24 protein-coding genes and 2 pseudogenes are annotated in these 26,527 nt (G+C 70.9%); 5 read left to right on the top strand and 21 right to left on the bottom strand.

Annotated elements, in window-relative coordinates:
- Nucleotides 1-45: 45 nt before the first annotated feature.
- The 7 genes from IF61_RS35905 to IF61_RS0117045 form a co-directional block, all read right to left on the bottom strand.
- The gene (locus tag IF61_RS35905; RefSeq protein WP_052392764.1) at nt 46-1,581 is read right to left on the bottom strand and encodes an L-lactate permease; all 1,536 of its coding nucleotides are present in this window, start codon (nt 1,579-1,581) and stop codon (nt 46-48) included.
- Entirely contained in the window at nt 1,578-3,659 is a 2,082-nt protein-coding gene (locus tag IF61_RS0117075; RefSeq protein WP_169748826.1) for an FAD/NAD(P)-binding protein, read from the bottom strand. Before IF61_RS0117075 ends, IF61_RS35905 begins: the two co-directional genes overlap by 4 nt.
- A 44-nt stretch (nt 3,660-3,703) precedes the next feature.
- Complete coding sequence (sbnB, locus tag IF61_RS0117070) at nt 3,704-4,711, bottom strand: 2,3-diaminopropionate biosynthesis protein SbnB (protein WP_030367263.1); 1,008 nt, start codon at nt 4,709-4,711, stop codon at nt 3,704-3,706.
- A gap of 85 nt (nt 4,712-4,796) precedes the next feature.
- Complete coding sequence (gene sbnA, locus IF61_RS0117065; RefSeq protein ID WP_245684531.1) at nt 4,797-5,726, bottom strand: 2,3-diaminopropionate biosynthesis protein SbnA; 930 nt, start codon at nt 5,724-5,726, stop codon at nt 4,797-4,799.
- 350 nt (nt 5,727-6,076) lie between these two features.
- The gene (locus tag IF61_RS0117060; RefSeq protein ID WP_078660277.1) at nt 6,077-7,393 is read right to left on the bottom strand and encodes a lactonase family protein; all 1,317 of its coding nucleotides are present in this window, start codon (nt 7,391-7,393) and stop codon (nt 6,077-6,079) included.
- 11 nt (nt 7,394-7,404) lie between these two features.
- Nucleotides 7,405-7,668, bottom strand: a complete 264-nt coding sequence (locus IF61_RS0117055) for a BBE domain-containing protein (protein WP_078660276.1) — start codon at nt 7,666-7,668, stop codon at nt 7,405-7,407.
- Between the two features lie 259 nt (nt 7,669-7,927).
- Complete coding sequence (locus IF61_RS0117045) at nt 7,928-8,206, bottom strand: dsRBD fold-containing protein (RefSeq protein WP_030367259.1); 279 nt, start codon at nt 8,204-8,206, stop codon at nt 7,928-7,930.
- A 127-nt stretch (nt 8,207-8,333) separates the two neighbouring features.
- Here IF61_RS0117045 and IF61_RS0117040 point away from each other — a divergent pair, with 127 nt between their 5' ends.
- Both IF61_RS0117040 and IF61_RS0117035 read left to right on the top strand, forming a co-directional pair.
- Complete coding sequence (locus IF61_RS0117040) at nt 8,334-9,245, top strand: phenylalanine 4-monooxygenase (protein ID WP_030367258.1); 912 nt, start codon at nt 8,334-8,336, stop codon at nt 9,243-9,245.
- Between the two features lie 91 nt (nt 9,246-9,336).
- Nucleotides 9,337-11,247, top strand: coding sequence for a S9 family peptidase (locus tag IF61_RS0117035; RefSeq protein WP_052392763.1), 1,911 nt, complete (start codon nt 9,337-9,339; stop codon nt 11,245-11,247).
- Nucleotides 11,248-11,380: 133 nt separating this feature from the next.
- Here IF61_RS0117035 and IF61_RS34240 read toward each other — a convergent pair.
- From IF61_RS34240 to IF61_RS0117010, 5 genes and pseudogenes are all read right to left on the bottom strand, one after another.
- Nucleotides 11,381-11,935: pseudogene (locus IF61_RS34240) on the bottom strand (SURF1 family protein); the annotation flags it as partial.
- Nucleotides 11,936-12,317: 382 nt separating this feature from the next.
- Nucleotides 12,318-13,436 (bottom strand): anti-sigma factor, encoded by a 1,119-nt coding sequence (locus IF61_RS32395; protein ID WP_052392762.1) that lies wholly within the window; start codon nt 13,434-13,436, stop codon nt 12,318-12,320.
- Nucleotides 13,433-14,011: a SigE family RNA polymerase sigma factor gene (locus tag IF61_RS0117020; RefSeq protein ID WP_030367254.1), complete on the bottom strand. Its 579-nt coding sequence runs from the start codon at nt 14,009-14,011 to the stop codon at nt 13,433-13,435. The genes IF61_RS32395 and IF61_RS0117020 overlap by 4 nt, the downstream gene beginning before the upstream one ends.
- 363 nt (nt 14,012-14,374) lie before the next feature.
- A complete protein-coding gene (locus tag IF61_RS0117015; RefSeq protein ID WP_030367253.1) occupies nt 14,375-15,481 on the bottom strand; it encodes an aspartate-semialdehyde dehydrogenase in 1,107 nt (368 codons plus the stop codon).
- Nucleotides 15,478-16,749 carry an aspartate kinase gene (locus IF61_RS0117010; protein ID WP_030367252.1) on the bottom strand — a complete coding sequence of 424 codons (1,272 nt, stop codon included), beginning with the start codon at nt 16,747-16,749 and terminating at the stop codon, nt 15,478-15,480. Before IF61_RS0117010 ends, IF61_RS0117015 begins: the two co-directional genes overlap by 4 nt.
- 366 nt (nt 16,750-17,115) lie before the next feature.
- Here IF61_RS0117010 and IF61_RS0117005 point away from each other — a divergent pair, with 366 nt between their 5' ends.
- On the top strand, nt 17,116-17,652 hold the full coding sequence (locus IF61_RS0117005; RefSeq protein WP_030367251.1) for a VOC family protein: 537 nt from the start codon (nt 17,116-17,118) through the stop codon (nt 17,650-17,652).
- On the opposite strand, the gene IF61_RS0117000 is transcribed toward IF61_RS0117005, so the two are convergent.
- Entirely contained in the window at nt 17,606-17,989 is a 384-nt protein-coding gene (locus IF61_RS0117000) for a hypothetical protein (RefSeq protein ID WP_030367250.1), read from the bottom strand. The genes IF61_RS0117005 and IF61_RS0117000 overlap by 47 nt on opposite strands.
- A gap of 187 nt (nt 17,990-18,176) precedes the next feature.
- On the opposite strand from IF61_RS0117000, the gene IF61_RS35285 reads away from it, so the two are divergent.
- Nucleotides 18,177-18,608, top strand: a complete 432-nt coding sequence (locus tag IF61_RS35285; RefSeq protein ID WP_030367249.1) for a hypothetical protein — start codon at nt 18,177-18,179, stop codon at nt 18,606-18,608.
- A complete protein-coding gene (locus IF61_RS0116990) occupies nt 18,605-20,389 on the top strand; it encodes an ATP-binding protein (RefSeq protein ID WP_157848617.1) in 1,785 nt (594 codons plus the stop codon). The genes IF61_RS35285 and IF61_RS0116990 overlap by 4 nt, the downstream gene beginning before the upstream one ends.
- Here IF61_RS0116990 and IF61_RS0116985 read toward each other — a convergent pair.
- The 8 genes and pseudogenes from IF61_RS0116985 to IF61_RS0116955 all read right to left on the bottom strand — a co-directional run.
- A complete protein-coding gene (locus IF61_RS0116985; protein WP_245684530.1) occupies nt 20,334-21,326 on the bottom strand; it encodes a hypothetical protein in 993 nt (330 codons plus the stop codon). The genes IF61_RS0116990 and IF61_RS0116985 overlap by 56 nt on opposite strands.
- Before the next feature lie 302 nt (nt 21,327-21,628).
- Complete coding sequence (locus tag IF61_RS34230) at nt 21,629-21,823, bottom strand: DUF397 domain-containing protein (protein ID WP_078660275.1); 195 nt, start codon at nt 21,821-21,823, stop codon at nt 21,629-21,631.
- On the bottom strand, nt 21,820-22,629 hold the full coding sequence (locus IF61_RS0116980; protein ID WP_030367246.1) for a helix-turn-helix domain-containing protein: 810 nt from the start codon (nt 22,627-22,629) through the stop codon (nt 21,820-21,822). Before IF61_RS0116980 ends, IF61_RS34230 begins: the two co-directional genes overlap by 4 nt.
- Before the next feature lie 150 nt (nt 22,630-22,779).
- Nucleotides 22,780-23,838 (bottom strand): methyltransferase, encoded by a 1,059-nt coding sequence (locus IF61_RS0116975; protein ID WP_030367245.1) that lies wholly within the window; start codon nt 23,836-23,838, stop codon nt 22,780-22,782.
- A 122-nt stretch (nt 23,839-23,960) separates the two neighbouring features.
- Entirely contained in the window at nt 23,961-24,617 is a 657-nt protein-coding gene (locus IF61_RS0116970; protein ID WP_030367244.1) for a DUF5063 domain-containing protein, read from the bottom strand.
- Nucleotides 24,610-25,209, bottom strand: a complete 600-nt coding sequence (gene recR / locus IF61_RS0116965; RefSeq protein WP_030367243.1) for a recombination mediator RecR — start codon at nt 25,207-25,209, stop codon at nt 24,610-24,612. Before recR ends, IF61_RS0116970 begins: the two co-directional genes overlap by 8 nt.
- Before the next feature lie 79 nt (nt 25,210-25,288).
- On the bottom strand, nt 25,289-25,633 hold the full coding sequence (locus tag IF61_RS0116960; RefSeq protein WP_078660274.1) for a YbaB/EbfC family nucleoid-associated protein: 345 nt from the start codon (nt 25,631-25,633) through the stop codon (nt 25,289-25,291).
- 209 nt (nt 25,634-25,842) lie between these two features.
- A pseudogene (locus IF61_RS0116955) lies at nt 25,843-26,527 on the bottom strand (DNA polymerase III subunit gamma and tau); the annotation flags it as partial.

The raw sequence follows: 26,527 nt of genomic DNA, 5'->3' as shown, positions 1-26,527 counted from the left end.
TCTGCCGTTCTTCGTTCTGCCGCGCTTGCTTCTTTCGTTCCTCTGTTACTGCCACACGACCGCTATCGCCCCCGTCGTCAGGAACACGAGCGCATGCACCGACAGCACCGTGCGCAGGACCCACCGCGTGTCGACCGGCCGGCTCGTCGCCGTCTCCACTTCCGCCGGAGCCTGCAGCACCGGCGTCGCCGTGCGGCCCCCCGACGCGGATACGGATTCCCGCACCGGCACGACCGCCGCGGCCGCCGGCCCCGGCGCGTTCTCCGCCAGCTGCGCCGCCAGGACGACGCGGGCGCTGGAGGCGCCCGAGGCGAGCGCCGCGCTCACGTTCTGCACCGCCACGAGGTGGCCGGTGGAGTAGCCGAGGGCCTCGGCGGTGTTCGCCTGGCCGGCGGCGAACATCGCGTTGGCCCCGGTGTTGGAGCCGGCGAGGAAGCCGCCGATGGCGCCGATCCAGGGGGCGAGCACGAGGTAGGAGGAGCCGATCGAGGCGCAGGCCTCGGCGAGCTCCCGGCTCATGCCGGTCACGGTGAGCAGGGTGCCCAGGGTCAGGAACACGACCGTCGTGAGGGTCACCTGCCACCAGCGGCCGAGCGCCGCGCGAGAGGCCGTGCCCAGCACGGGCTCACCGGCCCCCAGCAGCTTGGGCGTGAGGGCGGCGGTCAGGAGCAGCCAGCCGCCGGGCCCGGCGACGACCGTCCACCACCCTTCCTTGACGCCCGCCGACTCCAGGATCAGCCGGCTCACCAGGAGGCCGGCGACGAGGAAGGCGTACGGGGAGAGTGTGCGGCCAATGGACTCCCGCTGCGCGCCCGCGCCGTCCTGCTCCAGCAGCCGCGAGACCAGCAGCAGGACGACCATGGTGACGAGTCCGCCGAGAACGCCGGCCAGCGGTACGCCGATGAAGGTGTTGACGGCCCAGACGGTGCCCCAGAGGGCCGCCACGGCCAGGATCAGGTCGCCGGCCGAGGCCACGGCACGGCGCACGCCGAGCGCGACGATCAGCGCGGCCGATCCGGTGATGAGGAAGACCGGCGCGGAGAGGAAGGCGGAGTCGATGCCCAGTTGCTGGAAATCGACCCCGCCGAGCTCCGCCGCGACCAGGCTGCCCGGCGCCAGGGATCCCCAGGGCACCGTGACCAGCCCCAGCAGGCCGACCACCGCGGCTTTCGCCGGCGGCAGGCCCAGTTGGCGCAGGAGGGGGATGGCCACGATGACGCCGATGCCGAATCCGGTGAGCGACTCGGCGAAAGGCGTCACTCCAAGCATGACGAGCAGCACCGCACGGCTGGGCGAACTGCAGGCGCTGCCTATCCAGTTGCCGAGCCGGGACTGTGCGCCGGTACGGGTCATCAGCTCGCTGAGCAGGATGCCGCCGAAGAGGATCGCGGCCAGTTCGACGATCGTCGGCAGCATGTGCTGTTCGGCGTGGCCGAGTTCAGCAAGCGGTGTCCGGAAAGACGTGGCCGTGATGACGATTGCGGTCGCCAGGGCCGACAGGGCCGCGTAAAGGGCGCGAACCCCGAAGGCGAGGAGTCCCAGCGTGACCAGGATGGGGAGGGTTGCGAGAGCAGCGTTCACAGAGCCACCTTTGCGGATGATGTCTCTGTGGGTGACTTCTTTTCGGACACCTCTGCCGCAGTCTCGCCCCCCGCCTCGCCCCCCGCCTGTCCGGCCGCCTCTCCCGCCGCCGCGAGCATCTCCACCACGCTCCTGTGCGCGTCGCTCAGCGCCCGCGAGAACCCGCCCGGCGACGGCACATAGTGGTTGTAGAACGTGGTGCCCTCGGACAGCGGACCGAGCACCCACATGCGCTCGTCCTCCACACCGTCACTCCCGACCGGGTGCAGGTTTCGCGTGAGGTCCACGCCCCGGCTGTTCGCCACGGCGGACCGGTGCCGGCGGATGGTGCCCGTACGGACCAGTCCGGCGAGCAGCCGGCTGCCCGTGTGCTCGACGTCCGGCTGACCGGACGTGGCGTGGCAGAGCCAGTCGGCGGTGGCGGAGTACGGCTCGGTCAGCCGCGTGGAGGACAGCCGCCAGTACCCGCCCGCCTCGTCCCAGGCCACCTCCGGCTCGGGGCCGAACGGGACGGCGGCCGTCCCGGCCCGCAGCAGGGCGAGCAGCTCCTGGTGCCGGTCCAGCTGGGGGCCGGTCACGGACCGGTTCAGTACGGCGGTGAAGGATCCGTAGAACTCGTCGTGGGACTTCTCGTCGAGCCCCGCGAAGTCGACGGCCCTGCGGATCAGCTCACGGCGGTCGCGGAGCACCTCCAGCGCGGCCTTGAGCGGGCTGCCGGCCAGGCCCTGCCCGGCCTGCTCCAGGTCCTCCGCGAGGCGCCCGCCGTACCAGTCCTGGTAGGCGCGGCTGCCGGAGAGGCCACCCGGCTCGGGGAAGAGCAGCTCCTCCGGGTCCAGGAGCCCGAAGGCCGTGCGGTGCTCGGCGTCCAGCCTGTCCAGCTCGGAGTCCAGGCGCCCGGCCGCTACGGCCTCGCGGAGGGCGTCCGCCGTACGGTCTCCAGCCGTACGGTCCTCCGCCGGCCCTTCCTTGGTCTCCCAGTCACCGTCACCATCACCGTCACCATCACCGTCGCCACTGAGCAGTCCCGCGCAGCGGAGGTGGAAGGCGATGCGCATCTCGGTGCGGATGAGGGGCAGCAGGTCGCCGTGGAGGCTCAGGCCTTCCTCCGGCGCGTCGGCCCGAAGGCGGTCGACGGCCTCCGCCGTGAACACCAGGGGCTCGTACAGCCGGCCCTGGCGGTTGGCCCGGGGGCGGGCGCGGAAGGGCAGCCCCGTACGGGAGTACAGCAGGATGCGGGGCTCGGCTCCGCTCGGGACGTACTGCAGCGTCCCGTCGACCGTGGTGTACCTGCCGCCGCGGCCGAGAGTGAGCGCTGCGAGGGCGTCCATGCCGGACAGCCCGGTGCCCGCGAGGGCGACCGTCTGTCCGGGCCGGATGCCGGCGAACCGGCTCACCGGCGGGTAGATCTCGCGGACCCTGCGGTGCTCCCCCGGCGGCCGGTCCTGCGCGGGCAGGGCGGCCGGCGGGGTGTGTCCGGTGGTGAGGAAGACGTACGGAGCGGTCAGGACGCCGCCGTCGTCGAGGACGACACGGCGGTTGCCGTCGGGCAGGACCGTGAGTTCCGCGGCCTCGGTCCGGTGGAACCGGATCAGCAGGTGCCCGGGCGCGCGGTCCACGACCCGCTGGAGGAACCACGAGAGGTACTCGCCGAGGATGCGGCGCGGAAGGTAGTCATCCTCGCGTATCTCGCGGCCTGCGGGGCCTGCGGGGCCTGCGGGGCCTGCGGGGCCTGCGGGGCCGAGCGTGTAGCCGTCTTCGGCCAGCCGGAGACCGCGTTCACGGACCCATTCGTACAGGTTGGGCCCGCGGTCGCCGACAGTGTCGCCGACCGTGGCCTCCTCGGGGAACGGCGAGACCTGACTGCATGTGGTGTTGAGCAACAGGTAATCCGGCTGGGCCGGGTCGTGAATGCCGACGGCGTCGCACCGGGGGTCGACGATGTCGACGGTGAAAGGCCGGCCGCCCCATTCGGGGGCCGAAGTCAGGGTGACGATCCGCTCCAGCACACCGAGGCCTCGGGAGCCGCAACCGATGATGCAGACGCCGGATTCCGTGGACGAAGCACGTTCCGTGGACAAGGAAGAGAAGGAAGAGGTGGGAGAAGTCTTGGAAGAAGTCATTGTCACCACCGGCGCGTCTCGCCGAAGAAGTCCGGCACCTCGACGGCCTCGCCGCTCTCCCGCGCCGTGCGGTAGACGTGCATCCCGACGGCGAGGTCGAGGACGCCCAGCCCGAACGGGGAGAAGATCACCGGACGGTCCTCGACGGGCCGGACGTCGCCGCGGATGACGTCCGCGAGCGTGCCGTCGATGAAGTCGCGGTGGCCGTACTTCTGCTCGGCCAGGTGCGGCGAGGTGTTGGCGGTCATGCAGTGGCCGACGTCGTCGAGGATGTTCTGCGCGCCCAGGATGATCTCCGGGCCGATGTCGCGCAGCGAGACGTTCAGCACGACCTGGCCGGCGGCGAAGGCTGCGGGGTCCGTGATGTACGGCTCGCCGGCCGTGGTGGCCAGGACCACGAGGTCGGAGCCGGTCAGGGCGGCCGTCAGGTCGTCCTCCGTGGTGGTCCGGTGGCCCAGCGAGGAGGCGGCGTACTCGGCGAAGGCCTTGCTGTACTCGGGCAGCCGGTCGTGGATGACCAGCTCATCCACGGACCACTCCTGGGCGGTGAAGAACTCCAGGATGTTGCGGGCGATGATGCCCGCGCCGACGATGGTCAGCCGCCTGGCGGTGCGTCCGCCGGTCAGCTGTTCCGCGGCCAGGACGGCGGAGGCGGCGGTACGGGCCGCGCTGATCTGGGAGGCCTCCAGGCAGGCGAAGGGGTAGCCGGTCTCGTAGTCGTTGAGCAGGAGGGCCGCGGAGGCGCGCGGGAACCCCTTGGTGATGTTGCCGGGGAAGCTGCTGATCCACTTGATGCCCGCGACATCAGCCTTGCCGCCCAGGTAGGCGGGAAGGGCGATGATGCGGCTGTCGGGCTTGTCGGGGAAGCGCAGGAAATAGCTGTTGGGGTTGACCGACTCGCCCGCGTGGTGGGTCAGATAGGTGTCGCGCACCTCCGATACGATCTGCTGCCGTGTGCGGCCGATGATTTCTCGTGCGGTCTTTCCGCCGATGACGCTGAACTCGAACATCGCTATCCCTTCAGGACATTAGGACTGAGGACTGAGGACTGCGGACCTGCAGAACCGGGCAGCTTCGGAACACTCATCAGCACGACTACGCCGGAACCCGCTGCCCGAACCGTTCCTGCACCCACGCGTCGTCGTAGATGGTGCTGAGATACCGGTCGCCGAGGTCGGGCGCGATCGCCACGACCCGGGCGCCGGACGGGATTCCCGTCCGCTGACGCTCGACGGCGGCCAGTACCGACCCGGTCGAGCCGCCGGCCGCGATGCCCCGCTGCGCGGCCAGCAGGCGGCACATGTGGACGGCTTCGATCTCGGGGACCATGACCACGTGCTCGATCTGTTCCGGGTCGAAGATCTCGGGCCGCCTGCTGGTGCCCAGCCCCGGTATGTGGCGCCTTCCGGGCGGGGTTCCGAAGGTGACGGAACCGACGGTGTCGACGGCGATCACCTTTGTCTGCGGGGAGTTCTCCCGGAAGTACGCGATGCAGCCCATCAGCGTCCCGGTGGTTCCGGCCCCGACGAAGAGATAGTCGATGTCGAGCCCCTGCTTGACGATCGCGGCTGCCGTGCGTTCGTAATGCGCCCTGGGGTTGGCCGGGTTCGCGTACTGGTTGGGCCAGACGAGTACGGGATCGGCGGCGATGCGCCGGTGGATGTAGTCGATACGGGATTGCAGATAGCCCCCGTTGCTGTCCCGCCGGTCGACGGACACGACCTCGGCCCCGTAGGCCCGCATCAGCGCGATGCTGTGGGCGGAGGTGTTGGGGTCGACCACGCAGGTGAAGCGGTAGCCGCGGGCGGCGCACACCGAGCTCAGCGCGATGCCCAGATTGCCGGAGGAGGATTCGATGACGTGCCCGCCGGGCGCCAGGAGGCCCCGGTCCTCCGCATCCTCGACCAGGCCGACAGCGGCTTTCATCTTGATGGAACCGGCCGGGTTGAAGCCTTCGACCTTGAGCAGGAGATTGACTCCTGATATGAAGCCGGACAGGTCGAGAAAAACGTCGTCCAGAATCATTTCGTGAGTGCTCTGATAGATCATTGATCGCCTCGCATTTCCGCGTACCCCGGGGTTTCCCCGTGTCCCGGGCGGGCCGGCGTGGCGGCGGGCTGCGGCAGGTGGGAATATCACCGGCCTGCTCTGTTCCACCGGCCTGCTGTTACGGGCGCGTCAGCGCAAGAGGCGGCAGGAGAGGCAGTAAGAAACGCGTACTCCACATGAGATCCCCCCGTTGCGCGGCGGCAGGCCGGGCCGCCACTCCCTGGTGATCAACTCTGGCCCGGGCGCGCCGCGTCGGTCCACGAGAACCCATGACGACAAGTCGTCAGTCGAGTTCTCGTCACCCGCCGAGAAGGGGATAAACAACGTCAAAAGCGAACCAGCGCGCAGGCTGCGCCCGGGGCGGGGTACGGGGCTCCGGAAGGAGTCAGCCGACCGCTGCTCGGATCGGCCCGGAACACCGTCACGGAGCCCGACCGCTGGTTCGCCGCGAAGAGCAGGCGCTCGTCGGGGGAGAAAGCGATGTGGCGCGGGAAGTCGCCGCGTACGGGCACGGTGTTCAGCAGGCGCAGCCTCGCGCCGGACGCCTCGACGGCATAGCGGGCGATGCTGTTGTCCCCCCGGTTGGCGAGGTACGCGAAACGGCCCGACTTTCCGACCAGGAGCTGTGCCGGATAGTTCCTCGTGCCGCCGGTACCGGAGCCGGTGGGGCTCGTGGGGCCCGGGCTGAGGTCACCCGTCGCCGGGTCGTAGGCGCAGACGACGACCGTGTTGTCGAGTTCGTTCGCCACATACGCGAACTTGCCGCGGGGGTGGAATGCCAGATGGCGCGGTCCCGCTCCCGGGGCGAGACTCACCTGGGCAATTCGTGTGAGCCGTCCGGCAGTTGGGTCGAGGCGATACGTGTACACCGTATCGTTGCCGAGATCCACGGCGAGGACGAATCGGCCGTCGGGGCTGGTGATGATCTGGTGGGCGTGCGCACTTTCCTGGCCCGGGCCGGGCGGGGGGACGAGGTGGGCGACCACGTCGGACGGTTCCGCCAGGGCGCCCGTTGCGTCGATCGGGTGAACGGCCACGCTGCCGGAGAGGTAGTTGGCGGTCAGCAGCCAGCGGCCGCTCGGGTGGACCGACAGGTGGCACGGCAGGGCGCCGCCGGTGGTCCGCGTCCCCAGGATCCGGCGGTCGGCCAGCCGGACGGCCGTCACAGTCCCGTTCTGCTGCTCGTCGACGGCGTAGAGGGTGTGGCCGCGCGGGTGCAGCGCGAGGTAGGACGGGTCGGCCACCCCCTCGATCACGCCTTCCGCGGTCATCCGCCCCGTCCGCCGGTCGTACGAGGCGAGGCCGATGCCGATGCCGGGACCGCCGTCCGGCGCGGATGTGTACGCGCCGAGGAGGACGAGGCCCGGGGGCGCGGGCGTGGGATGGGGATGGGGCGGGGGTTTCGGCTGAGGCTTCGGATGCGGATGTGGATGCGGCTGAGGCTTCGATTGGGACTTCGACTGATGCCGAGGACTGCGCGGTGACGGTTCAGCCGCGGAAGACCGGCCGGCCCCGAGTACTGCCCCCGCGGCAATCCCGGCGAGCCCCGTCAGCAGTCCCCGCCGACCGGAGGCGCGTCGTTCCGGCGCCGATTCCCGTTCAGGCTCGTGAACGGCCTGCTCTTCCGGCTCATCAATGGCCATCTCGGCTCTCGTCAGGGAAGGCGGATCGACTGCTTGTGGTGGAACTGCTTGTGGTGGAAGTGGTTCTTCGGGTCCCAGTACTTCTTCACCTCCTGCGGCCGGGCGTAGTTCCCCTCGTAGTAAAGCCTGGGATAAGCGGGATCCGGGTCGGACGCCACGCCGGGATCGGGGTCGGAATGGTTCACGTACGCGCCGTACGCGCCGTACGCGCCGTACGCGCCGCGGCCGTGGACGGCGTCGCTGCGCAACGGCGGCCGTGCCCGGGGCCATGGCATGGATCCAGCAGCCGTACGAATGGACCTGCAGGAGGGTCTGCGACATGTCCGCGCCCCTCACCTCCGTGGTGAGCCACTTGTGGATGGCATCGACCTCGTGCGGGGTGAAGGGCTTGCGGAAGGGCTTGCGGCGCCAGGCCGACTTGTACTTGCCGCGCCGGTTGTCGACGCGGGCCGGCGGGGTGGGGAGATTACGGTGATGCGCCGGCCCGCGCTCAGGGCCTGGTGGACGGCGAGCAGCGCCGCCGTGTCGTCGTGTTCAGGAGGCGAGAGACCCCTTGACCGGTTGATGCGTGTGCGACTCGATGTCGTGCGCGGCGTTGTCGAGCAGCTTGTTGGTGAGGTCCGCGAGAGCGCGGGCCGCGGCGAGTTCGTCGCCGATGGCGGGGTCGTTCTGGTCGGCCGGATTGCACCGGGCCACGCCGTGCCCCACTAGTTGCCGTTGCCCGCTCTTGCCGATCAGCGTGGCGTCGGCGGTGACCTTGCGGCCCTCTTCAGTGATGTCGATCTGGGCGTTCCACGCCGTCTTGGTCGTCATGACAAACCTCCTGTACGCAGGGCGGCCCACAGTCCACGCTGGCACCGGTACGGGCCCGGCGCATCTCAAGCCGCGATTCGACGGACGGAGGGTTACTCTCTGATTCCCTCTGGGCACCTTGTGTGTCATGAGTCATGTCTGGTCACGCACGCCGGTGACGCCCGAGGGCCGGCTCGGCACGGCGGCGCAGCACCCGGGACGGAGCGACAGCCTGTATCTGCAGCGGCGGAACGCGGTGGCGCGGCTCGCCCGCGGGCACCGCGTGGGGGACCCTTCCCCGGCCGTGGAGTACACCGAGGCCGAGCACGCGACGTGGCGCACGGTCCACGGCGCGCTGGGCGGGGCGCACCGGGCGTACGCCTGCCGGGAGGTCCTGGACGCCGTGGAGGCGGCCCCGATCCCGGCCGACCACGTACCGCAGCACGCCGAGGTCAGCGAGCGACTGAAGCCACTGACGGGGTTCGAATTCACACTCGCGGGTGGTTTCGTGGAGAACCGGCGCTTCCTGGGAGCGATGGAGGACGGCTACTTCCACGCCGTGCAGTTCGTCCGCCATCCGTCGGTGCCGCTGTACACGCCCGAACCGGACGTGATCCACGACGTGTTCGGCCACGGCATCCACCTCGCGTCGCCCCGGTTCGCGGAGCTGTACCGCATGTTCGGGCGTGCGGCGATGCGCCTCGATACGCCCGAGGCCCTCGACCTCATCAGCCGGGTGTACTGGTTCACGCTCGAGTTCGGCGTGATGGCGGATGCGGGATCGGGGGACGGGCCGGCGGCGGGCCCGCCCAAGGCCTACGGGGCGGCGCTGCTGTCCTCGTACGGCGAGCTCGCGCGGCTGGACCGGTGCGAGGTCCGGGAGCTGGACGTGCACGCGGTCGTCGCGACTCCCTACCGGGTTTCGGGCTACCAGCCGGTGCTGTTCGGCGCGCGGTGCCTGAACCACCTCACGGACTTGCTGGCCGGTTTCCTGGCGGACTTCGACGACGACACGGGCGACCGGCTGGGCCTGCGCCCGGTGCCGGGCGACCGCTCTTGACCGTGCGGCAACCCCTAAGCGGAATGGGAGTTTTCCACAGGCTGGGGGCTCGTCTGGACGCCCGGCCCGGGCTCCGGCGCAGAATGGGTCCATGACTGAGAGCAACGGGGCCGAGCTGAACGACGAGAGGCCCGGTACGGCCATGCCGGACTGGGAGAAGCGCTTCCGGGCGCCGCGGGTCGGGCTGCCGAGATGGGCGCAGGAAGCCCCCGACCGTGCACTGTTCGTGTCGAACGTGACGGGCACCTTCGAGGTGTACGCGTGGGACAGGGCGACGGGCGGGCAGCGGCAGGTGACCGACCGGCCGAACGGGACGACGGGCGGGGTGCTCCCGCCCGACGGCGAGTGGATCTGGTGGTTCTCCGACACGGACGGGGACGAGTTCGGCGTGTGGATGCGCCAGCCCTTCCACGGCGGTCCCGACGAGCCCGCCACGCCCGGTCTCGAGCCCTCCTACCCGGCGGGCCTGGCCCTGGGCAGGGACGGCACGGCCGTGGTCGGCCGGTCCACGGACAAGGGCGGGTCCACGGTCCACGTGGCGCGGGCGGGTGCCGCGCCCGTGGAGATCTACCGTCACGCGGAGTCGGCGGGTGTCGGCGGCATGTCGCACGACGGCACCCTGATCGCGATCGAGCACACCGAGCACGGCGATGCGATGCACTCGGCCGTCCGGATCGTGCGGCCGGACGGCAGCACCGTCGCCGAGCTGGACGACACTCGGGGCGGCACGGAGGAGCTGGGCCTGGCCGTGATGGGCTTCGCGCCGGTGGCCGGGGACTCGCGGCTGCTCGTGGGGCATCAGCGGCGGGGCCGCTGGGAGCCGATGCTGTGGGACGCCGCCACGGGCGAGGAGACGACGCTGGCCGTCGACCTGCCGGGCGACCTGGACGCGGGCTGGTATCCGGACGGTTCGGCGCTGCTGATCGAGCACAGCTTCCAGGCCCGCAGCGAGCTGTTCCGCTACGACCTGGCCGGGGGCTCGCTGACCCGCCTCGACACCCCGGCGGGCACGGTGTCGGGCGCCCTGCCGCGGCCGGACGGGAGCGTGGAGTTCCTGTGGTCCTCGGCCGCCGAGCCGTCGGCGGTGCGGTCCACGACCGGGCAGGTCGTGCTGGATCCGCCGGCGCTGCCGGGCGGGGTCGGCCGGGCGCCGGGCTCCGTGCCGGTCGAGGACGTGTGGGTGGAGGGTCCCGGCGGCAAGGTGCACGCCCTGATCCAGAAGCCGGAGGGCGACGGGCCCTTCCCGGCGGTCTTCGACATCCACGGTGGGCCGACCTGGCACGACAGCGACGCCTTCGCCGCGGGCCCCGCGGCCTGGGTGGACCACGGCTACGCGGTCGTCCGCGTCAACTACCGGGGCTCGACGGGCTACGGCCGGGCGTGGACGGACGCGCTCAAGCACCGGGTGGGCCTCATCGAGCTGGAGGACATCGCGGCCGTCCGGGACTGGACGGTCTCCGCGGGGATCGCCGACCCCGAGCGGCTGGTGCTGGCGGGCGGGTCGTGGGGCGGCTATCTGACGCTGCTCGGCCTGGGCACCCAGCCCGAGGCCTGGGCGCTGGGCCTGGCCGGCGTGCCCGTCGCGGATTATGTGACGGCCTATCACGACGAGATGGAGGCCCTGAAGGCCCTGGACCGCACGCTGCTGGGCGGCACCCCGGAGGAGGTTCCGGAGCGCTACGCGGCCTCGTCACCGCTGACGTACGTCGAGCAGGTGCGGGCGCCGGTCTACATCTCCGCGGGCATGAACGACCCGCGGTGCCCGATCCGCCAGATCGAGAACTACGTGGAACGGCTGGAGCGGCGCGGCCACCCCCTGGAGGTGTACCGCTACGACGCGGGGCACGGCTCCCTGGTGGTGGAGGAGCGGATCAAGCAGCTCCGGCTGGAGATTGCTTTTGCGGAGCGTCACCTGGGCCGCCCGGCCCGGAATCGTCCGGAGCCTGCCCGCCCGGAGTCGTCTCGCCCGGAGCCTGCCCGCCCGGAGCCTGCTCCGGAGTGATGCCGAGGGCCTGGTCCCGTGCGGCCTCCGCTTCGCGGCGGAAGAGCCTGGCCCACATGAACAGCACGAAGCCGGCGAAGACGAACCACTCCCCGGTGTAGCCGAGGTTCTGGAAGGCCTTGAGGTCCAGGCCGCTGCCCGGGGCGGCGGCGGGGGGCACCGGGGTCATGGCCCCGTCCGCCGCCGTGGCGGTGATCCACGCGTCGTGGACCCCGTACGGCACGACGTTGACCAGTGAGGCGGCGCTGATCACGCCGAGCTGGCCGGCGGGCAGGCCGCCGCCGGAGCGCACGCCCTTGGAGCCGGGGCTCTCCGAGGACTGGAGGGCTCCGGTGACGGTCACGTGGCCGGCCGGCGGGGCCGGGACCTTGGCGGTGTCGGCCTTGGCGTCCGCGTCGCCGGGCAGCCAGCCGCGGACGACGGGGAGGGCCTTGCCGTCGTCCGTGCGCAGGAGGGTCAGCACGTAGAAGCCCTCGCGGTCGTCCAGCATCCGCTCCGGCACGAGCAGCTGGTGCTCGGCGTCGTAGCGGCCGGAGGCGGTCGCCCGGCGGCCGGAGGTCTCGGTCGTCACCGGGAGGAGGTCGCGCAGCGGCTCGGCCGCGGCCTCGCGGGCGTCGTCGGCCTGCGTCTGCTGCTCGCGGTGCGAGTCGACGCGCGTTTCGAAGCGGCCGAGCTGCCAGCTGCCCATGAAGAGACAGAAGGGGATGGCCACCACGGTGAAGACGTTGATCGCCCACCAGCGGGGAGTCAGCAGGAACCGATACACACCACCACGGTACGGGCACGGCCACGAGGGCCGGCACCGCCCCCTGCCGTGGCGCCTCCGCCAGGATCACGGCCACGCGGCGGTTGCGGTGCCTGTTCATTCCGCCGGGCCCTCGCCTGTCCATTCCGCCGGACCCTCGCCCGTTCATTCCGCCGGGCCCTCGCCGCTGTGGTGCGGTGCCGTTGGGGCGGACAGCGTTTTCGCCGCCTGGCGGAGGCTTCTCGGGGCGCCCTGGGGGCACCCTCAGCGACGGCTGGAGAAGGCAGCCGGAGGTGGCACACCAGGACGCGGCAGCCCGGCGGCCTCAGCTCGCGGGGACGATCGGGCCGGTCCGGTAGACGGTGCCGGCGCAGGCGTCGTCGATCTTGGCGTCCGCGATCGCGGGCTCGCCCACGTCCGGGGTGTGGCTGAGGACGATGCCCGGCTGGGGCGTGGGCGGCGGCGAGTCCGGCGCGACCGGCTGCTGCTGGGTCGCCGCGGAGGAGCCGGCCGGGGAGGCGCTGGCGCCGCCGCCGGCGGAAGGCGCCGGGGAGGCGCCGCCGCCACCGGTCTTGGCGCAGCCGTTGCGCCCGCCGTCGCCGGCCGGGATCCAGGCGAACTTCACCTCGTAGGCCTGCCCGGGCTGCAGGATGACCTCACTGGGCTCGGACGTCGGGTCGGGCAGGCCGGTCGCGGCGTCGCCCGGCGTGTGGTCCACGACGGAGACGCGCCCGCTCTCGGCGCTGCCCCGCGGGTTCGCCGCGACGGTCCCCGGCCCGCCCACCGTACAGACGGCGCGCGAGACGTTGACCACGCGGAAGGCGCCGTAGACGCGTCCGTCGCGGTCGGCCGGGCCGACCGTGCCGCTGCCCTTGCCGAGCTGGTCGCGGTCGCAGGTCGGGGAGACGGCGGCGAAGGTGTTCGTGGGCGCGGGAGGGATGCCTGCGGGGGAGGATCCGGCGGGCTTCGGTTCGTTGCCCTTCTTCCCCTCTTCCTTGCGCTCTTCCCGCTTCTCGTCGTGGTTCCGGGCCTCGCCCTCGTCGGGCCGCCCGGCGCCGTCGCTCACCCCGTCGGGCTCGGTGTCCGGCTCCTCGGGGGTGTGCCGGCTGCTGGCCGTATTGGCGTGGCGCTCCTCGACCGCGTCACCGGTGGTGGCGACGTGGACGACGGCGGGCAGGGCCGTGCCGCCGAGGATCAGCGCGGCCGCGGCGCCCACGAGGGCCTGCCTGCGGCGGGTGCGCCGGGCCGGCACGGCGCGCCGGATCTGGTCCAGCGAGTCGGGGGCGGGCTCGATGTCCCCGACGGCGCCCTGCAGCAGCTGCCGGAGCGTCTGCTCGTCCATGCTGCTGTCGTGCGTATCGCTCGTACCGCTGCCGTGCATGTCCGGCATGTCCCCGCCGTGCTCGTCGGCGGGACCGGGCCCGTCAAAAGGGGGGCGGGTCATGCCGGAGCCTCCATGGCGACGCGGAGCGCCGCGATACCCCGCGACCCGTACGCCTTGACCGAGCCGAGCGAGAGGCCCAGGGTCTCGGCGACCTGGGCCTCGGTCATATCGGCGAAGTAGCGGAGGACGAGGACTTCCCGCTGGCGGCGTTGCAGTCCACGCATCGCTTTGATCAATTGGTCGCGCTCCAGCTGTTCGTACGCACCCTCTTCGGCGCTCGCCATGTCGGGCATCGGCTTGGAGAGCAGCTTCAGCCCGAGGATCCGGCGGCGGAGCGCGGAACGGGACAGATTGACGACAGTCTGCCTCAGATAGGCGAGGGTCTTCTCCGGCTCCCGGACCCGGCCGCGCGCGGAGTGCACTCGTATGAAGGCTTCCTGGACCACGTCCTCACAAGAGGCGGTGTCGTCGAGGAGCAGCGCGGCAAGGCCGAGCAGGGACCGGTAGTGGGCCCTGTAGGTCTCGGTGAGGTGGTCGACTGTGGTGCCCGCTGCCATCGCTTCGTCAGCGTCCCCCCGCTGGGGCGGGATCTGGGCGGCGGGCCGGGCGGTCGGCCAGGGAGCGATCACCGGCATGCCGCCCGACGGGTGGGAACGCGGACGCAGTGCACTGCCGCCGCGCCTCGGGGCGGTTGCGATGCTGATGACCTCTGCCACGCCTGTTGGACACGCTTCCCCCCCTCAGGGTTGTACACGCGAGGCACCGCGTCTGACGATGCGCCGCGTGACGATGCGTCATATGCCCTCATGCGTACCAGCTCTTCCTCAATGCCCCGGTTTTGATGCCGCCCTGAGAGACGGCAGCAAAGACGCCCCCCGGCCCGCTGGTGGTTGCAGTGGGCGGGGAGCGCATCGTCGAACACTTCATCTACCCAGTTCAAGAGGTCTGGACCAACGACTTGATCACAGGACCTTCAAGACCTTCACCACTTCTCCAGACTAGGGAGTGGTCAGCTCCGCCGCCACGCATTCGGCGACCTGAGCCGTGTTCAGTGCCGCTCCCTTGCGCAGATTGTCGCCGCAGACGAAGAGGTCGAGCGCCTGCGGGTCGTCCGGAGACCGGCGCACCCGGCCGACCCACGTCGGATCGGTGCCCACCGCGTCGGCGGGCGTGGGGAACTCCCCCTCGGCGGGGTCGTCCACGAGCACGACCCCCGGCGCGCTCGCCAGGATCTCGTGGGCCTGCTCCACCGTGACCTCGTTCTCGAACCGCGCGTGCACGGCCAGCGAGTGCGTGGTGATCACGGGGACCCGTACGCACGTCGCCGCGACCCGCAGCGACGGCAGCCCCAGGATCTTGCGGGACTCGTCCCGGATCTTCAGCTCCTCGGAGGACCAGCCGTCCTCCCGGAGCGAGCCCGCCCACGGCACCACGTTCAGCGCGAGGGGCGCGGGGAAGGGGCCGAGCCCGTCGCCGACCGCCCGGCGCACGTCGCCGGGCTGCGTGCCCAGCGGGGAGCCGGCCACCGCGGCGAGCTGCGTCCGCAGCGTGTCGACACCGGCCTTGCCCGCCCCGGAAGCCGCCTGGTACGAGGAGACGACCAGCTCGCTGAGGCCGAATTCGGCGTGCAGCGCGCCCACCGCGACGATCATCGACAGCGTCGTGCAGTTCGGGCTCGCGATGATGCCGCGCGGCCGCACGCGCGCCGCGTGCGCGTTCACCTCGGGCACCACCAGCGGCACGTCCGGGTCCATCCGGAAGGCCGCGGAGTTGTCCACGACAACGGTGCCCTTGGCGGCGGCGATCGGCGCCCACTGCGCCGAGACCTCGTCCGGCACGTCGAACATGGCGACGTCGACGCCGTCGAACGCTTCCTCGCTCAGCGCGACGACCTCGGTCTCCTCGCCCCGCACGGTGAGCCGGCGCCCCGCCGAGCGCGGGGAGGCGACGAGCCGGATCTCGCCCCACACGTCCTGCCGCGTGGAAAGGATCTCCAGCATGACCGTACCGACGGCGCCGGTGGCGCCGACGACGGCGAGCACCGGCTTACGGCCCGCACCGGCACCCGCGAAGGTGCCGGTACGGGCCGCGGGGCCGGAGGTCATCGCCCGGTGCCTCCGTAAACGACGGCCTCGTCGTTCTCGCTGTCCAGGCCGAAGGCGGAGTGCACCGCGCGGACGGCCTCGTTCACGTCGTCGGCACGGGTGACGACCGAGATGCGGATCTCGGAGGTCGAGATCAGCTCGATGTTCACCCCGGCGTTCGAGAGCGCCTCGAAGAACGTCGCCGTGACGCCCGGGTTGGTCTTCATCCCCGCGCCGACCAGCGAGATCTTCGCGATCTGGTCGTCGTAGCGCAGCGAGTCGAAGCCCACGCGCGCCTTCGTCCGCTCCAGCGCCTCGACGGCCTTGCGGCCCTCGGCCTTCGGGAGGGTGAAGGAGATGTCGGTCAGGCCGGTGGACGCCGCGGAGACGTTCTGCACGATCATGTCGATGTTGATCTCGGCGTCCGAGATGGCCCGGAAGATCGTCGCGGCCTCGCCCGGCTTGTCCGGCACACCGACGACCGTGACCTTGGCCTCGGAGGTGTCGTGCGCGACGCCCGAGATGATCGCGTGCTCCATCGACTGGTCCCCTTGCGGTTCGTTGCTGACCCAGGTGCCGCGCAGTCCGGAGAAGGACGAGCGGACGTGGATCGGGATGTTGTAACGGCGTGCGTACTCGACGCAGCGGTGCAGCAGCACCTTCGAGCCGGACGCGGCCAGCTCCAGCATGTCCTCGAACGAGATCCAGTCGATCTTGCGGGCCTTCTTCACCACCCGCGGGTCGGCCGTGAAGACGCCGTCGACGTCCGTGTAGATCTCGCAGACCTCGGCGTTCAGCGCGGCGGCCAGGGCGACGGCGGTGGTGTCGGAGCCTCCGCGGCCCAGGGTCGTGATGTCCTTGCTGTCCTGGGACACGCCCTGGAAGCCGGCCACGATCGCGATGTTGCCGGAGTCCACCGACTGCTGGATGCGGCCCGGCGTGACGTCGATGATGCGCGCCTTGCCGTGGACCGCGTCCGTGATGACACCGGCCTGGCTGCCGGTGAACGACTGCGCCGCGTGGCCGAGGTTTTTGATCGCCATCGCCAGCAGGGCCATGGAGATCCGCTCTCCGGCGGTCAGCAGCATGTCGAACTCACGCCCGGCAGGCATCGGCGAAACCTGCTCGGCGAGATCGATCAACTCGTCCGTCGTGTCACCCATCGCGGAAACCACGACGACCACCTGGTGGCCGTTCTTCTTGGCTTCCACGATTCGCTTGGCAACCCGCTTGATGCCCTCGGCATCGGCAACGGAGGAGCCTCCGTACTTCTGCACGACAAGGCCCACGTGCGCTCCTCGCAGCTCTGTGTAATGCGGTCGGCTCAGTCTAACGAGCGGCCGGATTCAGCCATGCCGATATCGCATGCTGAGACGTGTCGCCCGCGTCATGATCGTGAACGGTACGCCGTCGGACCGCCCATGATCGCTCTTGCCCTCTACGGACCGAGCCACTCACTTTGTGAGCTGCACCATACGGGGTTCGGTGCCGTGCGGAGCGCCCGCGTCAGCGCCGACGCGTCGGAGGCGGCGGTGCAGACGAGGTGGTCGGCGTCGGGTCCGCGGGGCGTCGCACTCGCCGTTCGAACACGAGTAGGGCGAGCTTCACGGACTCGGCTTGCACCTCACGTTGCGTGAGGCTGAAGGGTGGTGCGCATGAGCGACTACTACAACGCGTTTGAGATGAGTCCTGTGCCCGCTCCCGGCCCGGATGCGGTTCCACCGGAGCCCTTCCGTGGCATCTACGGAATGCCCGCGTTCGTGACGATCCCCACGAGCGATCTGGCGGCGTCGGTGGACTTCTGGATTCGTGGGCTCGGTTTCTTCGAGCTGTTCAGCATCCCCGGCAGGCTCGTGCACCTGCGCCGGTGGGCGTTCCAGGACGTACTCCTCGTCTCGGCGGCGAGTGTTCCGGAGCAGCCGCCGGCGATGAGCTTCAGTTTCGCGGGCGTGCTCAACCAGGTCGATTCCCTTGTCGAGGCCTGTCGTGCGTTGCGCCCGAACTCGGTCGAGGGTCCGCGGGACACCCCCTGGAACACCCGCGATGTGGAGGTGATCACCCCCGAGAACGCGCGGATCGTTTTCACTGCGGCGAAGCCCTTTGACCCGGCCAGTCAAGAGGCGCGGAACCTTGAAGCCATCGGGATCACCCCGCCGGGCGACGGTCGCGGCGACAATGGTGAGCATCCCTGACGCCACTGACGCCGGTGGCGGGACGGGCCGGCGGGAGGACGGACATGACGTCGCGGAGCGTCTCGTCGGAGACGTCCGGCGTCGGGGGCATCACGTCGCTGAGGATGAGCACGTCGGAGCCGTCCTCGCCTCGGATGTCCGGGTGCAGGCCGTTGCTGAGGAAGGTGATTCCCTCGCGGTGGTGCTCCATCTCCAGCACGCTCCGGGCCCCGGCGAACTCGACGACAACGGCCGTGCCGGCCGCAACGACGTGCTCCGTCGCCCACGGCTCGAAACAGAGCCACAGGTCCCGCTCACCAGCGCGGACCGTCAATCTCGAAGCGATTACGTCACTCACCCGTTCCTCCTCCTGCCCCGGATGCCCACGAACAAGCCGGTCAAGAAGGTACTAACAACGCCTTCCGGGCCGCGCACCCGGCCCGGGTGCGCAAAGCGGGCGCCCGGGACCGCCCAGCGATAACGAAGCCGCGACAAACGGCACTTGGCCGGTTCGGTACTTCTCGGCCATGGGGACAACGTCGTATATGAGCGGACAGATGCAGGCGCGTTGGGGTGGGGCGGCCGCGGCAGTGGCTGTGGTGGGGCTCGCGGTGTACTTCGCGCTGGTGGGGTGGGACGCGGCGCAGCGGTGGGCCACGGTGCTCGGGTTGTTCGTGGGGCTGGCGGGGCTGTGGGTCGCGGTGGCCGGCTTGCGCCGCCGGCGGCGGGAAGCGGCGGGCGGTCAGGGGGTAGTCGGCAGCTCGGTCGGGGGCGGGGTGGCACAGGTCCACCGCACGTGCGGGAACGTACGCATCCGGCATGCGGGTGGGCCGGGGGCGGTATCGGGTACGCCGCTCGCGCCGGGCCCTGCCGCGCCCCCGGGGGACGGCCAGACCGTTTCCGGCAGCGCGGCCGGCGGGCCGGTCGACCAGGTCCGTGAGACGGACGGAGATGTCGACATCGAGCAGGGCCCGTGAAGTGGCCGAGGCGCCGCCCGGCCGCCGGGCCGGAGGCACGTAGCCGCGGCTCGTGGGTGGCGGGATCGATCGTCTACGGGTCCGTGGTGCAGGTGACGGGAGTGACGGGCGATGTGTCCGTCACCGGCGGGGAGCCCCCGCTGTACCGGGTGGACACCTTCCCCTCGGCCCGCCCCCGGCTGACCGTCGAGGAGGCCCGCGCCCAGCCGGCCCGGCTGCTGCTGGCCCGGCAGGGAGTCGTCCCTTTTACGGGGCGGTCCGCCGAGCTGGCGCGGCTCGCCGAGTGGCGTGACAGCACGAGGCCGGTCTCGGTGCTGCTGTTGCACGGACCGGGCGGCCAGGGCAAGACACGGTTGGCAGCGCGGTTCGCAGCACTGAGCTGTGACGCGGGCTGGGACGTGCTGCAGGCGCGGCATGCGAGTGACCCGGCGCCGGTGGGGTCCGCGGCGTGTCGCGCCGACACGACCGGACGCGGAGTGCTGATGGTGGCCGACTACGCCGAACGGTGGCCGGTCACCGAGTTGCTGGAGCTCATGCAGGACGCAGCACGCCAGGAGGGCCGCCCGGCACGGGTACTGCTGGTGGCCCGGCCTGCGGGTGTGTGGTGGCAGCCGTTCGCCAATCGGCTGGACCGGATGGGCCTGGCGACGGGCCAATTGCCGCTGTCGACACTGGCGGATGACCCGATCACGAGCGCGGGAGATCTTTTCGCGGCGGCGCAGGAGCAGTTTGCAGCCGCCCTGGATGCGCCCGGGGCGCGCGGTGTCACCCCGCCATCCGTCCTCCTGTCCAGAGGCTCCGAATTCCGGTCGGTCCTCGCCATCCACATGGCGGCGCTGACAGCGGTCGACCTCGTACGCCGTAATCCGGAGAAGGCTCCGACCGACCTGAACACTCCGGCCCAGTTCTCCGCCTACCTCCTGAACCGTGAACGTGACCACTGGCAGACGCTGCACGCCAACGGCCGGGTCGCGACGCCCCCGGACGCGCTCGGCCGAGCCGTATATACGGCGGCTCTCACAGGTGCCGTGACATACCAGGACGGCCGTGCGGCCCTGACGGCGATCGACGCCTGCCAGGACGGGGACGCCGCCCGGCTCTTCACGGACCATGCAGTGCCGTATCCGTCCTCCGCCCCGCACGCCGGGACCGTGCTGGAACCCCTCTATCCGGACGTCCTCGCCGAGGACTTCATCGCGCTGACCACGCCTGGGCATGAGGTGGAGGACTACACACCGGACCCGTGGGCCACGGGTGCCGCCAGCGGGCTCCTGACCCGCAAGGGCGGGTGGTCGGGGTGGACCCGGCACGCCCTCTACACGCTCGCCGCCGCCTCGGCACGGTGGCCTCATCTGGCCGAGCACGAGCTCGCACCGCTGTACCTCACACGGCTGGACCTGATGCTCGCCTCGGACGACGCCGCCCTTCTGGGCCTCACGGTGCTCGCGTCTCTCCCCGACGGCGTCCTGCAACGGGTCGGGGAGCAGTTTCCGCACCCACAGCACGCCGACTACGCGAGCATCGCCGCGGTGAGTGCCGGGTTCGCGGCCAAGCTGCTCGTCGACGTTGAGGACCCGTACGTGCGAGCCACGGCCTACCTCCACCTCGCCGCACGACACTGGCTCGCAGGCTGTCACGATGATGCGCTGGCCGCAGCCGAGCAGGCCTTGGCCGCTCTGCGGCCGCTCGCCGTGGACGACCGGGTCATGCGCATCGTAAGCATGCTCAAAGCGCGGGCCCTTGAAGCCCGCGGTCGCGCTGAGCAGGCCGAGCAGGGGTGACCCCCCACTTGCGGGTTGCTTTCCGGCTCAGCGCATCGCCCGGCCGCCGCCGGACCAAAGACGCCCTCAGGCCCGCCACGCGGCGGCGGACGTCCTCGTCGCGTTCGGCATCGGCATCGGCGTCCGCCGTGGCGCCGCCGTCCCCCTCGTACGGGCTCGGCGGCAGGCAGGCGCGGCACAGGCCTTCCGTGAACGCTTCCGGGGGGCCTGGGACGCGGCACGTCCTGCACTCCACCTTCTCGGCGGGCACCGGACCGGGCGGGTCGGCGGGCTCGTGGAACGGTTCCGGGGGGATTTTGTCGATCAGGCGGCGGCGGGCGAAGGCGCCCGCGCAGTGGACTTCCAGCGGCAGGCCCGACGACACGGCCCGGACGACGTCCGCCTCGACCGCTCCCCGCGCGAACCATTCCGTCACCAGCGGCTCCAACTGCGCGCACTCCGACGCCGACAGCGTCAGGCGGCGGTCGCCCGTACGGCCCAGCATCGCCAGCGCCTTGTACGCGCGGGAGCGGGCTGCCGGGGGCTGTGCCCGTACGGGTTCGGCTTCCAGCGCGGGTACGGGTTCGGGTCCGGGGGTCGCGTCAACCTGCTCGGGCGGTGCGTCGCCCTTCAAAAACCTCTTCCACCACGCGTCGTTCCGCGGCGTCCGCGAGAAGTACGTACGGAACACCCACTGCGTACGGCCCTCCCCCACCGGCTCGCGGCGGCGCAACAGGTGCCCGGCCTGTACGAGGTACTGGAGCGCGGTGCGGATGGCCTGCTGGCCGTACGCCGCCAGTTCCTTGGCCAGAGTCTTCACGTCCATGGCCGCGCCCTCGGGCAGGCGGTCCAGGTAGCCCGCGACGGATGCCTCGCGGGCGGGCAAGTGAGCGAAGTCGTCCGCGCGGCGGGGCGCCTGGCCGGGTGCGGAACGCTTTCCGAAACCGGGTCGGGCCATGGGGGGCGCGTACGGGAGCGCGTCAGCGCTAAGGTTGGCAACAGCCATGAGGATCGTCCATGTCGATCTTGATGGTCAGACCCCCGTCTGGTGTTGCTAGCACCGGCGGGGGTCGCTTGTTGTTGCGCACGCTACACGGCCACAGCGGATCGTCGCGACCCGAACACGTAAAGTCATGTCACTTGTGGTATAGGCGAGTTCGGGGCCCGCCGCCACCACGCCATGGGTGGGAGGGTGGGCTTCAACCTCCCCGCCCATTCCTTGCATAAAAGGCTCGAATCTCGACGCCCGACGCCCGAAGCTCAGTCCGACGCCTCGGACGCGTAGGTTATGAACGCTTCCCAGGCGTGTCCCGGTATCGACAGCCGCGGGCCGGCACCCCCGAGCTTCGAGTCTCGGACTCGCATACCTTCACTCACTGGGGCAACCTCCACGCAGTTGAGTTGCGAATCACCGTCGCTGTAGCTGGACTTGAACCATTTCAACCCGTCCCTCACAACCCCTCCATCAACGTACTGATGAACCGCCTGGACTCTTCCTCGCTGAGGGCCTGCATACGGAGCATGGCGAAGCGCTTCGCCATGGTGCTGACCCTCTGCGCTTCTGAGTCCAGCGAGCTGACCCCTTGGCACTCCGTGTAGACGAATTGCTCGCACTCCGGGCTCTCCAGGAGCGTAAACGCGCCACCCATCCCCGGGAAGTAGCCCTGCCCAACAGGCAGAACCTGGATGAACACGTTTCGCTGCTCCCCCGCCTCGAGCAACTTGCGGAGCTGCCCCTTCATCACCTCAGGGCCGCCCACCATGGTGCGCAGAGCCGCCTCGTAGATGACGAAGTTGAACAGCACCGTTTCCTCGTCGAGCCGCTCCTGCCGCTGCGCACGGTGCCCGACGTCGGCCTCGATCTTCTCTTGGGTGCGGGGAGGAATGCGCACGGTCATGAGCGCTCGTGTGTACTCCTCGGTCTGCAGCAAACCGGGGACAAGGACGAGCTCGAAGCCTTGCACCGCGACTGCCTCGGCCTCCGCGGCCAGGAACTCCGGTACACGCGTGAGGTCCCTCTCCGGCAGCAAGTACTCCTCCGCCGCAATCAGGAACCCCTTTGCCCCGCACAACTGGTCCGCCACCTGCAGCAGTCGCAGCGTCGGCCGCCGCCGCCCCTGCTCCATCGACTTCACGGTTTCGACGTCGTAGTTGGCCTCTGCCGCCAACTCCTCGCGTGTGACGTCTGCTTGCCCTCGCCACATCTTGATCTGGCCGCCGCAGTACCGCCATGCAATGGGGGGTCGGGAATTGCGCAGCATCGTCGCCGTTCACCTCACGGTCCGTACCGACATGGTTGCGCCAGAGGCTAGGCCCGGCCAGCCGGATACGAGCCAGAACGGCCAAAGTTCCCCCGCACGAGTGTGCGTGTGCGGGGGAACGTTATCGCCGCGTCAGGGTTGGCTGCCGGGTTAGACCGGCACCGCCTCGATGATCGAGGCGAAGTTGGGGGCGGAGATGATGCGGTCGATCCTGAAGCCCGCCTCGCCGAGCAGGTCGCGGAACTCCTGCTCCGTACGCTCGCGGCCCGTAACGAGCGCCAGCATGATGATGTCCAGCGCCTTGGCGAAGTGCGGCTCGTTTCCGGGCGGAAGGACCGCGTCGACGGCCAGCAGCCTGCCGCCCACGGGGATCGCCGCGCGGATCGCGCGCAGGATGCGCAGGCAGTCCTCGTCCTTCCAGTCGTGCAGGATGTGCTTCAGGACGTAGATGTCGCCGCCGGGCGTCACGGACTCGAAGAAGCTGCCGCCGTCCGTCCGCCAGCGGCCGGCGATCTCCTTGGCGCTCGGGCCCTCGTCCAGGAGGTGCGCGGCCACCGTCTGCTCCTGGTCGAACAGGACGCCGGTGAGCCCGGGGTTTCGGCTGAGCACAGCCCGGACCAGGCCGCCACGGCCGCCGCCGACGTCCACGACCGTGCCGGTGGCGGGGAACTCGTACGTTTCGGCTATGAGTTCGTCTTCCGGGCCGGACATGCTCGCCATGCCCGTGTCGAAGGACTGCTGGGCGTCGGCGTTCGTCCGCAGGTAGTCGAAGAAGGGCATGCCGTACGCCGTATCGAACGGCGTCCTGCCCGTACGGAGGGTGTCTTCCATGCCTGCTGCCGATCGCTGGAAGACTTCGTCGGTGATCCAGACCATGCCGGTGTGCGCCGAGGCGGGCACGTCCGTACGGAGCGGCTCAGCGTCCGGGGTGAGGGCGAAGGCGCCCTGCTCGTCTTCTTGGAAGATGCCGCGCGTGGCGAGCAGCCGCAGGACGCGGCGCAGCGTGGGGCCGTGGAGGCCGGCGCGCCGGGCGAGCTCGCCGCTCTGCAGCGGGCCGTCGGCGAGGTGGTCGGCGACGCGGTGGACGGCGACGGCGCGCAGTGCGGAGGCGTAGAAGTGGCCGAGGGAGACTTCGCTCAGCTGGGCGGAGAATGCGGGGTGGTCGGCGGGGTGGTCGGGAGGGTTTCCAGTGCCGGGAGTGACGTCCATGTCCTCTTCCCCTCGTTGGTGAGCGACCGGCCCGGGAGCTACCGGGTCAGGCCCACTCGCAGGCTACGAGGGGAAGGCGGCCGGGGACATCGAATCCTCAACGATGGCCGAAGTCGGACCCGTCAGACGCCGTGCAGCCCCAGCGGGCCCGCGATCTCCGCTTCCATCACGCGTCCTGCCTCCTCGGCGAGCCGCTCTTCCGTCGCCACGGAGTCGGTGTCCAGGCCGCCGAGCTCGTCCAGGGGCTGGTCGAGGCGGACGTGGGCGACCAGGGACTGGAGGGCGCGGAGGGCGGCCGAGGCCGTCGGGCCCCAGTTGGACAGGTACGAGAACTGCCACCACCACAGGGCCTCGCTGACCCGGCCGTCGCGGTAGTGGGCCATGCCGTGCCGCAGGTCGGTGATGATGTCGGCCAGATCGTCGGAGATCCGGGAGGCGACGGGGGCGGAGCGCGGCACGTAGGGGTCGAAGATCTCCGAGTAGACGTCCACGGGGTCGAGGAGCCGGGCGAAGCGCTCCCGCAGCTCGTCGACGTCCGGCTCGGGGCCCACGTCGGGCTCGTAGCGCTCGTCGGGGAGGAAGTCTTCGTGCGCGCCGAGCCTGCCGCCGGTGAGGAGCAGCTGGGAGATCTCCAGCAGCAGGAAGGGCACGGCGCTGTCGGGCTCATCGCCGCGCGACACCTCGGCGACGGCGACGATGAAGCTCTCGATGGAGTCCGCGACCGAGACCGCGAAGTCGTCGGGGTCGCGTTTGGCGTCATGCAGCGTTGCGTCAGACATCGAGGAGTCGTCTCCCTTCGAAGGCACGCCCGAGCGTGACCTCGTCGGCATATTCAAGGTCTCCCCCTACAGGGAGGCCGCTGGCCAGCCGCGTGACCTTGAGCCCCATGGGCTTCACCATGCGGGCGAGGTACGTGGCGGTGGCCTCACCTTCCAGATTGGGGTCGGTGGCCAGAATCAGCTCGGTGACCGTGCCGTCCGCGAGCCGGGCGAGCAGCTCGCGGATGCGCAGATCGTCGGGACCGACGCCCTCGATGGGGCTGATGGCCCCGCCGAGGACGTGGTAGCGGCCGCGGAACTCTCGCGTCCGCTCGATGGCGACGACGTCCTTGGACTCCTCCACGACGCAGATCACCGCGGGGTCGCGACGCGGGTCCTGGCAGACCCGGCACCGCTCCTCCTGGGCGACATTGCCGCAGACCGCGCAGAAGCGGACCTTGGCCTTGACCTCGGTCAGGGCGTGGGCGAGCCGGCGGACGTCGGCCGGCTCGGCCTGGAGGATGTGGAAGGCGATCCGCTGCGCGCTCTTGGGACCGACGCCGGGCAGCCTGCCCAGCTCGTCGATGAGGTCCTGGACCACGCCTTCATACACGGATCGAATGCTCCTTCTTGGTTTGTTCCGGCGTCTTGCTTTGTTCCGGCGGGTTCAGCAGGGGTGGACTGCCGTCAGATCAGAACGGCAGGCCGGGGATGCCGCTGCCGCCGCCCAGGCCCTGGGCGAGCGGGCCGAGCTTCTGCTGCTGCAGCTGCTGGGCGGAGGCGTTGGCGTCGCGGACGGCGGCGAGGATGAGATCGGCGAGCGTCTCGGTGTCCTCGGGGTCGACGGCCTTGGGGTCGATCGCCAGGGCCTGGAGCTCGCCGGCGCCGGTGACCGTCGCCTTCACCAGGCCGCCGCCCGACGTGCCCTCCACGGGCGTACGGGCGAGCTCCTCCTGTGCCGCGGCGAGATCCTGCTGCATCTTCTGCGCCTGCTGGAGGAGCTGCTGCATGTTGGGCTGGCCACCACCGGGAATCACGAGTTCGCTCCTGGCTTTCGACGACGTTTGTCTCGGTAGCCCGAGCCTACGTGGTCGCCGCCTCCGGCGCCCCATGCCGGACGAAGAAGAACAGGGGGCGCCTGGGGGCGCATGCGGCGCACCCAGGGGGGTTCCGGTGTTGTCGCTGGTGGGGCGGGTCGCGGCCGGCCCCCGGTGTGCTCGCCTTACTCGTTCGCGATCTCTTCGATTTACTCGTTCGCGATCTCTTCGATGACGGTCGCGCCCAGCTCGCGGACGATGAGGTCGTGGCCGGTCAGGGCCGTCTCGTCGAGGTCGGGGTCGTCCTCGGCGGGCATGTCGTCCTCGGGGGCGACGGGCGGCGGCTCGGGCTCGCGGTACGCCTGGGCCGGCGGGGGCGGCGGAGGCGTGGGGGACGCGGGCGCCTGGTACTGGGGCTGCGGGGCTGCCGCCGGGGCGGGGGCCGCGGCGGGGCGGGGGGCGGCGTGCGCGGGGGCCTGCGGGGCGTACCCGGCACCGTTGAAGCCGCCGCTGCTGAAGCCGCCGGCGAAGCTGCCGGTGGGGGAGCCCGCGGGGGCGCCGGCCCCGACGACGAGTTCGATCTTCCACTGGACCTGGCCCTGGTAGGCGTCGCCGATCGCCTGGCGGAGGACCTCTTCGCTGCCGCTGTTGGCGAAGCTGTCGCGCGCGCCGACGTTGGCGAAGCCGATCTGCAGGGTCGTGCCGTCGAAGCCGACGACCTCGGCGTTCTGGCTGAGGACGATCCAGGTGAAGCGCCGGCGGTTCTTGACCGCGTCCAGGATGGCGGGCCACATCTGGCGGACCTGGTTGGGGTCGCCTACGGAGCCGGGCTGGGTGCCCGCGCCGGCTGCTGCGCCGGCTCCGGCGGCAGCGGGGGCGGGGGTGGGTGCGGCG

This window comes from Streptomyces roseoverticillatus (assembly GCF_000719265.1).
In the GTDB taxonomy this organism is placed as follows: Bacteria; Actinomycetota; Actinomycetes; order Streptomycetales; family Streptomycetaceae; genus Streptomyces; species Streptomyces roseoverticillatus.
The sequence above is the reverse complement of the archived record's forward strand: the minus strand, read 5'-3'. Positions and strand labels throughout refer to the sequence as shown.

Excerpts from the sequence above, each read along its gene's own strand:
- sbnB (WP_030367263.1), bottom strand. The coding sequence starts at position 4,711 with ATGTTCGAGTTCAGCGTCATCGGCGGAAAGACCGCACGAGAAATCATC.
- IF61_RS0116970 (WP_030367244.1), bottom strand. The coding sequence starts at position 24,617 with ATGTCTGACGCAACGCTGCATGACGCCAAACGCGACCCCGACGACTTC.
- IF61_RS32395 (WP_052392762.1), bottom strand. The coding sequence starts at position 13,436 with ATGACCCGCCCCCCTTTTGACGGGCCCGGTCCCGCCGACGAGCACGGC.
- IF61_RS0117035 (WP_052392763.1), top strand. The coding sequence starts at position 9,337 with ATGACTGAGAGCAACGGGGCCGAGCTGAACGACGAGAGGCCCGGTACG.
- IF61_RS0117005 (WP_030367251.1), top strand. The coding sequence starts at position 17,116 with ATGAGCGACTACTACAACGCGTTTGAGATGAGTCCTGTGCCCGCTCCC.
- IF61_RS35285 (WP_030367249.1), top strand. The coding sequence starts at position 18,177 with ATGAGCGGACAGATGCAGGCGCGTTGGGGTGGGGCGGCCGCGGCAGTG.
- IF61_RS0116975 (WP_030367245.1), bottom strand. The coding sequence starts at position 23,838 with ATGGACGTCACTCCCGGCACTGGAAACCCTCCCGACCACCCCGCCGAC.
- sbnA (WP_245684531.1), bottom strand. The coding sequence starts at position 5,726 with ATGATTCTGGACGACGTTTTTCTCGACCTGTCCGGCTTCATATCAGGA.
- IF61_RS0117020 (WP_030367254.1), bottom strand. The coding sequence starts at position 14,011 with ATGCCGGTGATCGCTCCCTGGCCGACCGCCCGGCCCGCCGCCCAGATC.
- IF61_RS0117045 (WP_030367259.1), bottom strand. The coding sequence starts at position 8,206 with ATGACGACCAAGACGGCGTGGAACGCCCAGATCGACATCACTGAAGAG.
- IF61_RS0116985 (WP_245684530.1), bottom strand. The coding sequence starts at position 21,326 with ATGGCCCGACCCGGTTTCGGAAAGCGTTCCGCACCCGGCCAGGCGCCC.
- IF61_RS0116980 (WP_030367246.1), bottom strand. The coding sequence starts at position 22,629 with ATGCTGCGCAATTCCCGACCCCCCATTGCATGGCGGTACTGCGGCGGC.
- IF61_RS0117040 (WP_030367258.1), top strand. The coding sequence starts at position 8,334 with ATGAGTCATGTCTGGTCACGCACGCCGGTGACGCCCGAGGGCCGGCTC.
- IF61_RS0117060 (WP_078660277.1), bottom strand. The coding sequence starts at position 7,393 with ATGGCCATTGATGAGCCGGAAGAGCAGGCCGTTCACGAGCCTGAACGG.
- IF61_RS0117055 (WP_078660276.1), bottom strand. The coding sequence starts at position 7,668 with ATGCCATGGCCCCGGGCACGGCCGCCGTTGCGCAGCGACGCCGTCCAC.
- IF61_RS0117015 (WP_030367253.1), bottom strand. The coding sequence starts at position 15,481 with ATGACCTCCGGCCCCGCGGCCCGTACCGGCACCTTCGCGGGTGCCGGT.